Source organism: Mixta theicola (genome assembly GCF_002895925.1).
Classification (GTDB): Bacteria; Pseudomonadota; Gammaproteobacteria; order Enterobacterales; family Enterobacteriaceae; genus Mixta; species Mixta theicola.
Window position 1 is genome coordinate 129,348 of sequence record NZ_NWUO01000005.1, and the last position, 14,138, is coordinate 143,485.

12 protein-coding genes are annotated in these 14,138 nt (G+C 53.4%); 3 read left to right on the forward strand and 9 right to left on the reverse strand.

Annotated elements, in window-relative coordinates; genetic code table 11:
* Positions 1 to 2 precede the first annotated feature (2 nt).
* The 3 genes from COO59_RS08705 to COO59_RS08715 are packed head-to-tail and all read right to left on the reverse strand — an operon-like array spanning position 3 to position 2,895.
* Positions 3 to 431 carry a PTS mannitol transporter subunit IIA gene (locus COO59_RS08705; RefSeq protein WP_103059409.1) on the reverse strand — a complete coding sequence of 143 codons (429 nt, stop codon included), beginning with the start codon at positions 429 to 431 and terminating at the stop codon, positions 3 to 5.
* A gap of 19 nt (positions 432 to 450) precedes the next feature.
* Entirely contained in the window at positions 451 to 1,461 is a 1,011-nt protein-coding gene (locus COO59_RS08710) for a Gfo/Idh/MocA family protein (RefSeq protein ID WP_103059410.1), read from the reverse strand.
* Positions 1,462 to 1,485: 24 nt separating this feature from the next.
* Positions 1,486 to 2,895 (reverse strand): sugar porter family MFS transporter, encoded by a 1,410-nt coding sequence (locus tag COO59_RS08715; protein ID WP_103059411.1) that lies wholly within the window; start codon positions 2,893 to 2,895, stop codon positions 1,486 to 1,488.
* Between the two features lie 874 nt (positions 2,896 to 3,769).
* On the opposite strand from COO59_RS08715, the gene COO59_RS08720 reads away from it, so the two are divergent.
* The gene (locus tag COO59_RS08720) at positions 3,770 to 4,639 is read left to right on the forward strand and encodes an AraC family transcriptional regulator (RefSeq protein ID WP_103059412.1); all 870 of its coding nucleotides are present in this window, start codon (positions 3,770 to 3,772) and stop codon (positions 4,637 to 4,639) included.
* A gap of 122 nt (positions 4,640 to 4,761) precedes the next feature.
* On the opposite strand, the gene cirA is transcribed toward COO59_RS08720, so the two are convergent.
* The 6 genes from cirA to COO59_RS08750 all read right to left on the reverse strand — a co-directional run bounded on the left by cirA (position 4,762) and on the right by COO59_RS08750 (position 11,987).
* On the reverse strand, positions 4,762 to 6,708 hold the full coding sequence (gene cirA / locus COO59_RS08725; protein ID WP_103059413.1) for a catecholate siderophore receptor CirA: 1,947 nt from the start codon (positions 6,706 to 6,708) through the stop codon (positions 4,762 to 4,764).
* A gap of 318 nt (positions 6,709 to 7,026) precedes the next feature.
* Positions 7,027 to 7,815: an ABC transporter ATP-binding protein gene (locus tag COO59_RS08730; protein WP_103059414.1), complete on the reverse strand. Its 789-nt coding sequence runs from the start codon at positions 7,813 to 7,815 to the stop codon at positions 7,027 to 7,029.
* Positions 7,815 to 8,897 carry a FecCD family ABC transporter permease gene (locus COO59_RS08735; RefSeq protein WP_103059415.1) on the reverse strand — a complete coding sequence of 361 codons (1,083 nt, stop codon included), beginning with the start codon at positions 8,895 to 8,897 and terminating at the stop codon, positions 7,815 to 7,817. Before COO59_RS08735 ends, COO59_RS08730 begins: the two co-directional genes overlap by 1 nt.
* 238 nt (positions 8,898 to 9,135) lie before the next feature.
* Positions 9,136 to 10,602 carry an amino acid permease gene (locus tag COO59_RS08740; protein WP_103059416.1) on the reverse strand — a complete coding sequence of 489 codons (1,467 nt, stop codon included), beginning with the start codon at positions 10,600 to 10,602 and terminating at the stop codon, positions 9,136 to 9,138.
* A gap of 127 nt (positions 10,603 to 10,729) precedes the next feature.
* Positions 10,730 to 11,596: a DNA-binding transcriptional regulator YeiE gene (gene yieE, locus COO59_RS08745; protein WP_103059417.1), complete on the reverse strand. Its 867-nt coding sequence runs from the start codon at positions 11,594 to 11,596 to the stop codon at positions 10,730 to 10,732.
* A gap of 10 nt (positions 11,597 to 11,606) precedes the next feature.
* Positions 11,607 to 11,987, reverse strand: coding sequence for a YkvA family protein (locus COO59_RS08750; protein ID WP_103059418.1), 381 nt, complete (start codon positions 11,985 to 11,987; stop codon positions 11,607 to 11,609).
* 109 nt (positions 11,988 to 12,096) lie between these two features.
* On the opposite strand from COO59_RS08750, the gene COO59_RS08755 reads away from it, so the two are divergent.
* Entirely contained in the window at positions 12,097 to 13,155 is a 1,059-nt protein-coding gene (locus COO59_RS08755; RefSeq protein WP_103059419.1) for a YeiH family protein, read from the forward strand.
* A 55-nt stretch (positions 13,156 to 13,210) separates the two neighbouring features.
* Positions 13,211 to 14,071: a deoxyribonuclease IV gene (gene nfo, locus COO59_RS08760; protein ID WP_103059420.1), complete on the forward strand. Its 861-nt coding sequence runs from the start codon at positions 13,211 to 13,213 to the stop codon at positions 14,069 to 14,071.
* Positions 14,072 to 14,138: the final 67 nt, after the last annotated feature.

The following is a 14,138-nucleotide window of genomic DNA, read 5'->3' on the forward strand; positions in this document are numbered from 1 at the left end:
AATTAGGCTCTTTCAAACTGCTCGATAAATTCACTTTTGCTGTTAGCGCTGGCTAATATCATCGTATTAGCTTCATCACCGAGCATATCTGCAATCTCTGACAGCACCTGAATATGTTCATTTTGCGTGGCGGCAATGGCAACCATAATAAAAACAACTTTACCGGCTCCCCAGCTCACGCCATTGGGAAACTGAAAAACAAGAAACCCCGTTTTAATAACCAGACCAATATCTTCTTTTGCGCAGTGGGGAAAGGCGATCCCCGCGCCGATATAGGTCGGGACAGCTTTTTCACGCTTCATCATGGCGGCAAAAAAGCCGGGCCTGACATAGCCGGCGCTTTCAAGCGCATTCGCCGCAATTTTAATGGCTTCGGTTTTATTCCTGGCCTGACACTGCAGATAAAGCGCCTCTTCGGTCAATTTCAACATGGCGTTCTCCTGGCGCTAATTACGCATAAAGAGCGGGACATTCGGGAATAACAACATCATGCCGCTGGCCATCTTTAAGCGAGGCCAGCCCGGCATCGCAGACCAGCGCCACAACGTAGCCATCCCACGCTGAAGGGCCAGACATCTCCTCACCACGGGAAATATTATCGACAAAGTTCTGCACTTCCCGATCGTATGCCGTGGCAAATCTTTCCATGCAGGAGTGGGGAATATGGTGGCTCATCCCTGCTACAGATCGCGTACAGGTCAGCGCCTGTTCCGTTAATCCGGCGATGGCATTTTCACCAATAACCTCACATCGAATGTCATAGCCGTAATGACAGTTAACAAACAGTTCATCATCGATACGCACGCCCGATTCCGTTTCGAAAATGACAATTAGCGGATCCTGCAAATGTGCATAAGCACGACGGGTTTTTTTACGCGGTTTATCCACGCGTACCGCCACAATATCCTCGTTCAGCAGGTAACGAATAATATCGATTTCATGCGTGGCGGAGTCATTAATCGCCATTTCAATCGTGTAATTCTCAGGAACGCTGGGATTGCGATGCGCGCAGTGCATCAGCATGATTTCGCCCAGCTCACCCTTCCTGATGACTTGCTTAAGCGCCTGATAACCCGGATCAAAACGGCGCATAAATCCAAGCTGCAAGAGACGCCTGCCTGACCTTACTTCTGCGTCAATAATCTCTCTGGATTCATTAGCCGTTGGCGTAAGCGGCTTCTCACAAAAAACCGGCTTGCCCGCGTTGAATGCAGAAAGGATTTGCGCTTTATGCGCAGGCCCAACCGAACAGATAAAAACGGCGTCTACAAGGTCTGAATTAATCAGTTCATCGGCATGATAAAAGGCCGTTGCATGATATTCTGCGGCAAGGTTATCGGCGGTCGTACGGTTAATATCGCAAACCGCCGTGACTTTAGCGCCCGTAATAACTTGATTAAAGCGTTGAAGATGATCCCGGCCAATCATGCCCAGGCCGATTAATCCGATTTTTACGGTCATGGAAATATCCTTTCTGTCAGATGATTAAAAGCGAAATTTTTTCTCAATTTGTTCCAGCGTCAGCCCACGCGTTTCCGGTAAATATTTCACCAGCAGTATTAACATAATGACATTCGTGGCGGCGAAGAATCCGAAAGTCATTCCGCCGCCATACTGGTTAAGCAGAACGGGGAATAAAGACTGAATAATGAAGTCAAATATCCACAGTCCAAATACTGCGAAGCCCATGCCCACGCCACGTATCCGCAATGGATATATTTCTGCCAGCATCAGCCAGAATACGGGCGCTATCCATCCCTGCATAAAGACTAAAAAGAGCAGCATTAAACCGAGAATAATATAGCTTGCGCCCGCAAAATTGGCGTGCAGGCTTTCAACGCCGTTCCATGTTTCATTATGGAAAAAGAATTTAAACGTAAGGCCTATTAATACCAGGCTGAGGGTGACGCCAGCCTGCCCGGTAAAGAACATTTTCCGGCGCGAGTGTTTCCCTATTAACACCATTCCCAGCAGCGTAGCAAGGATTGACACCACGCCGTTTGCAACCGCCCCCATTACCGCCGCCGCATCGCCAAGGCCGGTAGATTTAAGCACCGTTGGCGCGTAATACATGATGGTATTTACACCGGTGACGCGGGTTGCCAATACAATCATTAACCCGATCAATAATAACTGTACGACCCAGCGCTTTTTAAGTTCTTCCGTAAGGCTGAATTTGACGGAGTCGGCTTTAATGATTTGCTGTATTTCTTTAATTTCACCATCCACTTCTTCCGGTAGCCGCAGCCGTTTTAATACCTTAATCGCTTTATCCGTCTCACCGCGCCGCATAAAGTAACGCGGCGATTCCGGCATCATTAACATGCCAACCCATAACAAGGCGCCGGGCAGGGCCGGAATGGCCAGCATAATGCGCCAGTTATGTCCCATATCCGGGTAGAGATTGACTATTGCGGCGTTAACGCTATAAGCGAGGAACTGACCTGTTACAATCATCAGTTCATTGACCGTTACCAGCCGTTCACGCCGATCGGCCTGCGCCAGTTCTGAGATATAAACCGGCACCGTTACCGAAGCGCAGCCTACCGCCAGTCCCAGGACAAAACGCGCCACAATCATGGATGGCACATCCCAGGCAAACGCCGTTCCTAACGCGCCAAGCATAAAAATAGCCGCTACCCATAACAGATTTTTACGTCGCCCTTGTTTATCTGAGAGATAACCGCCAAACAGAGAACCTATCGCGGCGCCAAATAACAGGAAAGAGGTAATAAAACCTTCCTGAGTCGGCGTCAGGTTCAGATCGTATTTCATGAAAATTAGCGCCCCGGAAATAACACCCGTGTCATAACCGAAACATAAACCGCCAATCGTCGAAACGATGGTTATTAACCTCATGCGCTGGGAATTTTGCAGGTTTGTTTTATTATACATAACTGTTCCATCTGGTTGTAAGGTAGAAGCGGTACCAGTCGATATTATCGGTTACGTTATGAACTCTTTATTTTCACAGCTAATTAAAAAGCAGCCTTTAAAAATTAAATACCACAGCCATTAAAAAACCGGCTTTTTATCTCCGCTTATAAAACTTCATTAGCTTTTCACACCACGTTATTGCACATCGGTGCCTTTATCGTTGTATTAACGTTATATCAAAGTAAAAATGAAAAACTACGAGGAAGGAAAGGTATGATTTCATAGCGTGCGGGGGATCATAAATTATGATTGAAACGCCTGAAAACAAGTGATTACTGTCACATGACTGAGCATAGCCATTGACAAAGCAAGATGCGAGATGTGCGAAAAAAACTCCTTTAGCGGCAATATCACCTCTCTTCAGATGATTTTTTATACGCATCCATTTTTACATCAGGGCGCCATCGCTCAGGCGCTCATTGCGCTATTCAGGCACGTTCAAACCGGTAACAGGTTGCGTGATAACAGGCCGGGTATAAATATGATAGTTTGATGATATTTAGATTTTGCTAATGATTACCCTTATAAATTGAGCTGTTTTTTCCCGGAAAAAAATCATTCAGACTTCAAACGCTTTTTTGCGCGCATTCTGCCTTCACGCGAATGCCTTCCCCGCTTAACTCTGGCCGTTTTACCATCAGCACAAAAGTGTGATGACAATCAAACCTCTCTGTTTGTTTAACTTACCCATAACAATTTTATGCCTTTCTTCTGATAGCTATTATCATCAAAATCCTTAAGATCAATGGATTAAATAATTTTAAACAGCAAATTTGATGATTACGTCTAGCGGCTATGATGTAAAAATAGCAACATACTTAATGGAGGCATCATGCTGACCTACTGTCTTAACGAATACCCATCAGCACATGGCTTCGAGAATGGCCTCCGTCCGCAGCTGACTTTTATTTGCAAAGCCGAAGGTAACGAGGCTGCAATCCCGCGCGTGATGCATAAGCATGATGAACGGTTCGAGTTGATGTTCATTCTGGCAGGCACGGGCATCTATAACATCGATGGAAGGGGCTATAACGTTAAGCGCGGCGATCTGCTGTTATTCAACGCAGGGGTGCTTCATGATGAAAATCCGCATACTTCAGATGATTTGCTGATATTCAGCTGCGGCGTTGAGCAACTTAAGTTCGAAGGGCTGCCGCTGAATTATCTTACCACTCGTTCACAGGCTGCGGTCATGCCCAGCGGTCATTTATATGGGGAAATTCGCGGAATATTTGAGCAGATATGGCAACAGGTAATGAGTAAAAAACGGTACGGCGCAGAAATTGCGCATCATTTGCTCAGCGTTTTGTTATTACTGTGCCGCAATATCTGGCTTGAGAATAACCCGGAATATTCATCTGCGGACTCACTGCTGGGACAAAAAATTAAAACTTATATCGATAATCATTATAAAGATGAGATCGCGCTTAAATCAATAACCGCCGCTTTAAACATGAACCAGTTCTATCTGGCCCATGTTTTTAAAGCCTGGTCAGGCTATTCCCCGAAGCAATACCAAACCCGCCGTAGAATAGGCGAGGCGCAATCTTTATTACTCAGCACGGATTTAGGGGTAACCGAAGTGGCGAACGCAGTAGGTTACGACAACGTCAATAATTTTCATCGTATCTTTCATAATCTGGTCGGCATTCCACCGGCGCGCTATAAAAAGTTCTGGCTGACGGGACATATAAAATCCTGACAGGTTAATTTTAAATCATAAGTTTCTTTAGCAGGCGAAGGTCGATAACTCTGTCGGTGCCGCTGGCTGATGCAGCAGCGTCGGCTGGCATAAAACAGGGCGGCGCTGGCCGCCCTTTCCGATCAGAAGCGGTAATCCATCGCCAGGAAGTAGCGCCGTCCATCTTCGGTATAGCCATAATCGTCGCGGCTGAAATCCTTATCCAGCAGGTTCTGTACGCCCGCCCGCAGCTTAACCGCTTTGGTCGCCTGCCAGCTGCCGCCGGTATTCCACAGCATATAGCCGCCCGGCGTCATGCCGTCATCTTTTAACGTGCGGCGCTGACCGGAATAGTTAGCCTGTAAATAGATATTCCAGTCGGTGACCGGCGCCCAGTCAAGCGTGCCGTTGGCGGTATGCAGCGGCAGCTTCTGCAGCGGTGTATTGCCGCCGTTGCTCAGGTTACGTCCGTCGCTATAGCTATAGTTCAGCGTCAGCTTCCAGCGATCGTTAAACGGCACCTTCAGCTCGGTTTCCAGCCCGGTAATACGCGCCTTGTTAACGTTGTAGTAGCGAAACATCGGCCTGCCGTCTTTATCTTCGCCGACGTAGTTGCTGTAGCCCGGCGCCAGCGCTTTGTCTGAGGTGCGCGCAATATCGATCATATCGTCAAGGTTATTCTGGAAGGCGGTAATGCTGCCGGTAACGCCGTCCAGCCAGCCCTCATCGCCACGATAATAGATGCCAAGCTCAAAGCTTTCGCTGGTTTCCGGTTTCAGATCCGCACTGCCGACCACGGCGCAGCTGCCGCGACACGAGTTGGACTGCCAGTCAGGGCTGAGCTGCAGCAGCGACGGCGCCTTAAAGGCGTTGGCCCAGCCGCCCTTCACCGTTACATTGCCGGTGGCATTCCAGACCAGATAAAGACGCGGGCTCCAGTGGTCGCCGTAGGTTTCGTGATCGTCTATGCGCACGCCGCCGGTCAGCGCCAGGGTTTCCAGCAGCCGCCACTCATCCTCAACAAACAGCGCATACTGATCCGCAGAGGTATCGCCGCTGTTCTTCAGATTAACCGGATCGCTTAGCTTATCGTGACGCCACTCGCCGCCAAAGGTCAGCAGCTGATTAATCGCCATCAGCGGCAGCACCAATTTGCCGTCAAGGCTGTTATTGCGCGAGGTAATGGTATCGCTGGAGTAATTGTCGATTTTATCGCCATACAAGCGCAGTTCGGTGCTGCCGAAGCCCCAGCGGCCGTTATGGCTGAGGCTGTAATTTTGACGCTCAAGGCGGTTTTTATTCAGCGAATCGGAATCACGATCCTGACGATCGAAACCGTAGCCAAAACCTATTTCCTGGCTATCATTCGGCGTCAGGGTAAATTCTGCATTACCGTTACGCGCGGTATAGCCTTCAATACGCGCAGAACCGCTGCTGGCGGGCGCGGCATCTTTTTCACGCTTGCCAAGATTGCCATAAACTTTAACGCCGAGCAGATGGTTAATTACCGGGCCGCTGGTAAAGAAGCTGCCATTATAGCTGTCTCCGCGATCGCGATGTTCCTGCAGCGTGGTATCGGCGCTCAGGTTGCCGTGCCAGGCCTTGCCAACCTTGCGGGTGATAATATTCACCACGCCGCCCAGCGCGTCGGATCCATACAGCGAGGACATCGGGCCGCGCACCACTTCGATACGCTCGATGGCATCGACCGGTATCCAGTTCAGATCGAAATCGTTGTGCCGGAAGACCGCACTGCGCGAATTAACGCGCTTACCGTCGATCAGAATCAGCGTATAGTTGCTGCCCAGGCCGCGCAGGCTAACCCCTTTGCGGTTATCCCCTTCATCGGTTAGCTGGACGCCCGGCACGTCGCGCAGTACGTCGCGCAGGTTTTGTACCGGTTTACGCTTAATCTCTTCACTGGTGATAACGCTGATACTGGCTGGCGCATCCTGCAGATTAATTTCATTCGCCGAGGCGGTAACCACCATCGTGTCGCCGCTCTCTTCTCCGGCTGCATTAACAGGCAGCGTCACTACCAAAGCGGAGGTACAAATACCCGCCCGCATCATAGCTTTTAAGTGAAACATGCTTCTCTCCATGAGGCCAAAATAACAAGGTTTAAATGTATTGCTCACACAGGGAAGGGGTAATTAACCACTACATTAATTTATTATTTGTCAGCAGCCTGCCAGCTGCCTTATAGCGAATTTTACGTGCGCTTTTTAGTATCCCGATGATTTATAGCCACGGTTGCCGGGATTAATTGTGCGTTAATGGCTTTTTATAAATTAATAGATCTGCGGCCGCCTGGCCATTGCCGTTACTGACGGTGATGTTTATATCGGTGTTAAAATAGCCCTTATTTATGTCCGGTAAGCGCCGGCGTTAAATAAGGGCTGCGGTGTTTACAGGCCCGGCTCGGCCACCAGCCCATCAATTAATACCTGCGGCGTTCCCTGTGAACAGCGCTCAATGCGGCCGCGCACGCCGTACACTTCGGCCAGGCTTTCCGCAGTAATCACCGCTTCCGGTTCGCCATCGGCAATTAACCTGCCCTGCTGCAGCATTAACACATGTTCCGCATGGCGCAGCGCAATATTAATATCGTGAACCACCACCAGGGTAACGATATTACGCAGCCGTGTTTCCCGCCGCACTAAATCCATTACGTGAAACTGATAATTTAAATCGAGCGCGCTGAGCGGCTCATCCAGCAATAATAGCTGTGGACGCCGAATTAATGATTGCGCTAATCCCACCAGCTGTTTTTGGCCGCCGGAAAGCTGGTCAAGATAGCTTAATGCCAGATGGGCAATGCCTAACTGTTCCAGCAGCGCCATCACTTCCGCTTCGCTGGTTGCGCTGCCGCCGTAGCTGCCGGACGCGCGCTGGGCAACGATAATCGATTCCAGCACGTGCAGATGCACGCCCGCCGGCAGCGACTGCGGCAGATAAACCACTTTTTCCGCGCGGCGGGCAAAAGGCAGCGCCATCAGCTCTTCACCGTTAAGCCACAGCTCGCCCTGCGCCGGATTCAGTCCGGCCAGGGAACGCAGCAGCGTCGATTTACCGCAGCCGTTTGGCCCCAGCAGCACGGCGATTTTTCCGCGCGGCAGCCGGGGAACGTTGAGGTTTTCAATGACTTTACGTTTCGGATAGCCGGTATGAAAAGCGCGGATCTGTAAGCCTTCCATCAGACATTCCCCCGATGACGCAGAATAATAGTCAGGAAGAACGGTACGCCAACCAGTGAAGTCACGATGCCGACCGGAATCATGATGCCTGGGATCAGGTTTTTCGAGGCGACAGAAGCCATCGACAGCACCAGCGCGCCGGTCAGGGCGCTGGCGGGCAGATAGAAGCGGTGATCCTCACCGAATATCAGCCGGGAGATATGCGGCGCGACCAGGCCAATAAAGCCAATCGGCCCGACAAAGGCCACCGCCAGCGCCGAAAGAATACTGATGCGCAGCAGCGTGCCGAGGCGCAGACGACGCACGTCGATGCCGAAGCTGATGGCGCGATCTTCGCCCAGGCGCAGCGCGGTCAGCTTCCACGAACTCATTAAGGAGAACGGCAGCAGCAGCAGCAGCGCCGCGCTTAAAATTGCCAGCTTTTCCCAGGAGGCGCGCGCCAGGCTGCCCATAGTCCAGAACACCAGCCCCTGCAGCGTATCTTCGCTGGCAATAAACTGCAGCATGGAAACCAGCGCATTAAAGGTGAACACCAGCGCAATACCAAACAGCACCACGCCGGAGGTGGCGACCCGCGTCCAGCGCGTTATCGCATCCAGCATCAGCGCGGCAAACAGCGCAAAGAGAAAGGCGTTGCCGGAGATAAACCATTGATCGGGAATGCCGGGAATGCCGATCCCAAGGATAATCGCCAGCGCGGCGCCGAAGGCGGCGGCGGACGAAACGCCCAGCGTAAACGGGCTGGCCAGCGGATTATTAAGGATGGTTTGCATTTCCGCCCCGGCCAGGCCAAGCGCCAGCCCCACCACCACCGCCATCAGCGCATAGGGCAGACGGATTTGCCAGACAATTACCCGCGTTCCGGCATCCACGCTCTCCGGCTGCAGCAGCGTATGCCACAGCGTGTCCAGCGTCAGCCCGGAAGGGCCAAGGGTAAAATCGAAGAGTAGCGAGGCAAGAATGGCCAGCAGCAAAACGCCCATCATCATCAGGCGGCGCCGTAACAGCTGGCGGTAACGTCCCATCACCGGCTCAGGCGGCTTAGCGCTGGCACAGTGGGAGGAATCGGGTGATACGCTCATGTTAAATCCTGTCAATGTCCGTTATTTCCGGCACGGGCTGGCTGCTGACCTTGCGTTAATTCTGCCGCAACAGGGTGTGATAGCCGCCCTTCTTCGCTGTTGGCGGAGAGCCTGACGGTAAGGGCTGGAACAATAAAACAAATGATAATAGTTATCAATACAATTTGTACCGTTGTTCTGGATAGCAAAAAGGCGCAACTTTCGTCGCGCCTTTATTTTACCGGTTCATCATTAACCGTTACTCACCGAAACGCGGAAATTCCATATCGCGATAGCGGACGAAACGGCTGCGGCGCACCAGCCTGTAGCCCAACCAGATGCTCAGGAACAGCGGAATGCCGATATAAGTGGCGGCCACGCCGTACCAGTCAATGGTATCCGCCAGGAAAGCCTGGTAGTTCTGACCGAGGGTAATAATCAGGCAGAGAACAAAGGCGAAAATCGGTCCCAGCGGGAAGAAGCCGGAGAGATAAGGCAGGTCCGCCAGCTTATGCCCCTGCGCTACGTAGCCGCGACGGAAGCGATAGTGGCTGATGGCAATGCCCAGCCAGGCGATAAAGCCGGTCATCCCGGAGGTGTTCAACAGCCACAGATAAACCTGCTGATTGCCAAACTTTGAGGTCAGGAAGCAGAGCGCCGCAACCACGGTGGTGGCATAGAGCGCGTTGCGCGGCACGCCGTTTTTCGACAGCTTAGCGAAAATACGCGGCGCTTTGCCTTCGCTGGCAAGGGTAAACAGCATACGCGTCGAGGCGTACATGCCGGAGTTGCCTGCCGACAGCACCGCCGTCAGGATCACCGCGTTCATCACTGCCGCCGCCGACAGCAGGCCGGCATGCTGGAACACCAGCGTAAACGGGCTGACGCTAATATCTTTTACATCGTTACGCAGCAGGCTGGGATCGGTGTAAGGGATGATCAGGCTAATAATCAAAATGGCGAAGATATAGAACAGCAGAATACGCCAGAATACCTGACGCACCGCGCGCGGAATATTTTTCGCCGGATCTTCCGACTCGCCCGCCGCGATACCGATAAGTTCGGTACCCTGGAAAGAGAAGCCGACAATCATTGCCACGCCAATCATTGCGGAAAAGCCGCCGGCGAACGGCGCTTCGCCAATCTGCCAGTTTTGCCAGCCGGCGCTCTCTCCGCCGCGCAGAATACCGATCATCATCAGTACGCCAATGATGATAAAGATAATTACGGTGGTGACTTTGATCAGCGAAAACCAATATTCCGCCTCGCCAAAGCCTTTCACTGAAATGTAATTCATCAGGAACATCAGGCCGAGGAACAGTGCGCTCCAAATCCAGCCCGGCGTATCCGGGAACCAGTAACTCATCACCAGCTGTGATGCCACCAGGTCAACGGCGATAGTCACCGCCCAGTTGTACCAGTAGTTCCAGCCAAGCGCGAAGCCAAAACCCTCTTCGACGTATTTGGCACCATAGGTGGAGAAAGAGCCGGAAACCGGCATAAACGCCGCCAGTTCACCGAGACTGGTCATCAAAAAGTAGACCATCAGTCCGATAAGCGCGTAGGAGAGCAGCGCACCGCCTGGGCCCGCCTGCGAAATCGTCGCGCCTGAAGCGACAAACAGCCCGGTGCCGATAGAGCCGCCGATGGCGATCATTGTCAGATGACGCGCCTTTAACGCACGCTGCAACCCAGGTTGTTGTGTTGTTTTTTTATCCTGAACCATATTTAAACGCTGTAAATGGGGTGAAAAGAGGCGCGATTGTAACAACTCGCCGGGTCAAGTATAGCGATAACCCTGCGTTATAAGTTACCTTCATGATCCGCGCTGGATTATTAGCAATGCCCCTCGGTTATTCACGGCAATAGCTCAGAAAGCGGCTCAGCGCTTTGGAAATATGCTTTTGTCGGTGATGAATACGGTAAAGGGTACGCGACAGCGTCGGTAGCGGCACCTTTATCTCTACCAGCGAGCCGGTTTCCAGCTGTTCGGCAATTACCCGCCGCGACAGACAGCTAATGCCCATCCCGTGCCGCACCGCGTGCTTGATCGCCTCAGAGTTGCCCAGCTCCAGCGCCAGCTGAAACTGCGGCAGATGCGACAGCAGCAGATAATCGACGATTTCGCGCGTGCCGGATCCGCGCTCGCGTAGGATCCAGGGCGCGGCGGCCAGACTTTCCAGCGTAACCGGCTGCTGGCGCAGCGGCGTGTCGGGCGCGGCAAACACCACCAGCTCATCCTGCAGCCAGGGTTCGCTGATAATATCGCTGACGTGGCACGGCCCCTCTATCAGCCCCAGATCCACCCGAAAATCCGCCACCGCATTGATCACATCCTGACTGTTGCCCACGCTCAGCTCCAGCGGCAGCTGCGGATAGTCGCGCCGCCAGGCCGCGAGCATCCCCGGCAGCAGATAGTTGCCGATGGTGCTGCTGGCGTACAGGCGAATCGCGCCGTTATCCTCGTGAAACAGCTGCTCTATATCGCTCGCCTGCTCCAGCAGCCCCACCGCGCGCGGATAAAGCAGGCGGCCATGTTCGTTCACTACCAGCCGTTTACCGACGCGATCGAACAGCTGCACGCCCAGCTGCCCTTCCAGATCGGCCAGCGCGGCGCTGACCGCCGACTGCGAAAGCGCCAGCAGCTGGGAAGCCTGGGTAGTGGAGCCGCTTTTCAGCACCTCGGCAAACACTTCTATTTGACGCAGCGTAATATGCATCGATTTTCCCTTACGTCATAAAATGCCTGACGCCCCACAGCAGCAGCGCCAGCCAAAGCAGCAGCAATATGGCCAGGCCGCTGCGGCTAATCAATTTTTTGCCCTGACGCCGCCGTAGCTCGACGTTGGCAAGGCTGCGGGCGCGCACCTGAGCCGGCATCATGCGCAACAGCAGCATCACGCCCGACGACACGATAACCGCATCGTCCAGCCATCCCGCCAGCGGAATGACATCGGGTATCAGATCGATGGGGCTCAAGGCATAAACCGCCAGCAGCCCGGTAGACAGCTTCAGCCACAGAGGCGCGAGCGGATCGCGACAGGCGAACCACAGCGTGAGCGTATCTTTTTTGAGCGGCCGCACCCAGCGGCGTACACGATTAAACAGCACTTTCTCCTCCGCCTATATTACTTATTCCGATTAATAATAAATATATAATCAATTTCACTTTTAAGCCAGGCGTGGCGCACACTTGTCTCACTGAAAGAGGAGTCCGCATATGGCTGAGTTAACCGTAACAAAATCGCACTATCGTCCGGGACGTTTTGCTGCCGGGCTGCTGCTGACCGGCCTGATCGCCGCCGCCGCGCTAACGCTGGGCAGCCAGCATACGTTTGCCGCGCTGGGCCTGAGCGGGCTGACGCTGGCGATCGTTATCGGTATGCTGCTGGGCAATACTCTTTATCCGCATCTGCATTCCGCCTGCGACAGCGGCGTGCTGCTGGCGAAGCAGCGCCTGCTGCGGTTGGGAATTATCCTGTACGGCTTTCGTCTTACCTTCCAGCAAATTGCGGGCGTGGGCATCAGCGGTATCGTTATCGACGCGCTGACGCTAAGCTCGACGTTTCTGCTGGCCTGCTGGCTGGGCCGCCGCTGGCTGGGGCTGGATCGGGAGAGCTGCTGGCTGATTGGCGCGGGCAGCAGTATCTGCGGTGCCGCCGCCGTGCTGGCAACCGAGCCGGTGGTAAAGGCGCAGGCGGCTAAGGTGGCGGTGGCGATTGCTACCGTGGTGCTGTTCGGCACGCTGGCGATTTTTATTTATCCCCTGCTCTGGCCGCTGGCGCTGCAGCTATTTCCGCAGCTGACGGCGACGCAGTTTGGCATTTACACCGGTTCGACAATACATGAGGTGGCGCAGGTCGTTGCGGCAGGCCACGCGATCGGCCCGGAGGCGGAAAACGCAGCGGTGATCGCCAAGATGCTGCGGGTGATGCTGCTGGCTCCGTTCCTGCTGCTGCTCTCCGCCTGGATCCAGCGCCAAAGCCCGCAGCGTCCGACGCAGCAAAGATCCCTGCAGTTTCCCTGGTTTGCCCTGATGTTTATTGCGGTGGCGCTGTTTAACTCGTTTCATCTGCTGCCTGTCGGCTGGATTGCGCTTATCAACCAGGCAGATACGCTGCTGTTGGCGATGGCGATGGCCGCGCTGGGGCTGACGACGCGCGTTAGCGCCTTTAAACAGGCTGGTCTGCGCCCGCTGCTGCTGGGCCTGCTGCTGTTTATCTGGCTATTGCTGGGCGGCGGCGCTATTAACCTGCTGGTTCACCATTTCATGCCTTAGACGCATCAGTTATTATGGCCTGCCTGCTCAGGCGGGCTATTAACAGGAGAACAGCATGAAATTTATTGGCGCGCATATAAGTGCGGCGGGCGGTGTGGAACAGGCGGTGTTACGCGCTCATGAACTGGAAGCAACCGCCTTTGCGCTGTTTACCAAAAACCAGCGGCAGTGGCGGGCGGCCCCGTTATCCGCCGCGACGATCGACGCTTTTCGCAGCGCCTGCGAAAAGTACGGCTATCACAGCGGCCAGATCCTGCCGCACGACAGTTTTTTAATTAATCTTGGTCATCCGCTGGAAGAGCCGCTGGAAAAATCGCGTAAGGCGTTTATTGATGAACTGCAGCGCTGCGAACAGCTGGGGCTTTCGCTGCTCAACTTCCATCCCGGCAGTCATCTCGGTCAAATCGACGAAGAGCGTTGCCTGCAGCGCATCGCTGAATCGGTGAATATTGCGCTGGATAAAACCAGCGGCGTAACCGCGGTAATTGAAAATACCGCTGGCCAGGGCAGCAATCTGGGCTACCGCTTTGAGCATCTGGCGGCGATTATCGATCGGGTGGAAGATAAATCGCGCGTCGGCGTCTGTATTGATACCTGCCACGCTTTTGCCGGCGGCTACGATCTGCGCAGCGAAGCGGACTGCGAGGCGACCTTCGCCGAGTTTGAACGCATCGTGGGCTTTCAGTATCTGCGCGGTATGCATTTGAACGATGCGAAAAGCGCCTATGCCAGCCGCGTCGATCGTCATCACAGCCTCGGTGAAGGCAATATTGGCAAAACCGTGTTTAGCTGGCTGATGAAAGACAGCCGCTTTGACAATATTCCGCTGATCCTGGAAACCATTAATCCGGCTATCTGGAAAGACGAAATCGCCTGGCTGAAGTCACAGCAGCGCGCTGACGCGAGCGTGGCGTAAAACCCGTTGATACCAGCCCGTTTGGGCTGGTATCCCTTCATCATTTTCCCTGTCAGCTAAATCAAGC

Coding starts and splice junctions, on each gene's coding strand:
- COO59_RS08705 (WP_103059409.1), bottom strand. CDS start 431: ATGTTGAAATTGACCGAAGAGGCGCTTTATCTGCAGTGTCAGGCCAGG.
- COO59_RS08710 (WP_103059410.1), bottom strand. CDS start 1,461: ATGACCGTAAAAATCGGATTAATCGGCCTGGGCATGATTGGCCGGGAT.
- COO59_RS08715 (WP_103059411.1), bottom strand. CDS start 2,895: ATGTATAATAAAACAAACCTGCAAAATTCCCAGCGCATGAGGTTAATA.
- COO59_RS08720 (WP_103059412.1), top strand. CDS start 3,770: ATGCTGACCTACTGTCTTAACGAATACCCATCAGCACATGGCTTCGAG.
- cirA (WP_103059413.1), bottom strand. CDS start 6,708: ATGTTTCACTTAAAAGCTATGATGCGGGCGGGTATTTGTACCTCCGCT.
- COO59_RS08730 (WP_103059414.1), bottom strand. CDS start 7,815: ATGGAAGGCTTACAGATCCGCGCTTTTCATACCGGCTATCCGAAACGT.
- COO59_RS08735 (WP_103059415.1), bottom strand. CDS start 8,897: ATGAGCGTATCACCCGATTCCTCCCACTGTGCCAGCGCTAAGCCGCCT.
- COO59_RS08740 (WP_103059416.1), bottom strand. CDS start 10,602: ATGGTTCAGGATAAAAAAACAACACAACAACCTGGGTTGCAGCGTGCG.
- yieE (WP_103059417.1), bottom strand. CDS start 11,596: ATGCATATTACGCTGCGTCAAATAGAAGTGTTTGCCGAGGTGCTGAAA.
- COO59_RS08755 (WP_103059419.1), top strand. CDS start 12,097: ATGGCTGAGTTAACCGTAACAAAATCGCACTATCGTCCGGGACGTTTT.
- nfo (WP_103059420.1), top strand. CDS start 13,211: ATGAAATTTATTGGCGCGCATATAAGTGCGGCGGGCGGTGTGGAACAG.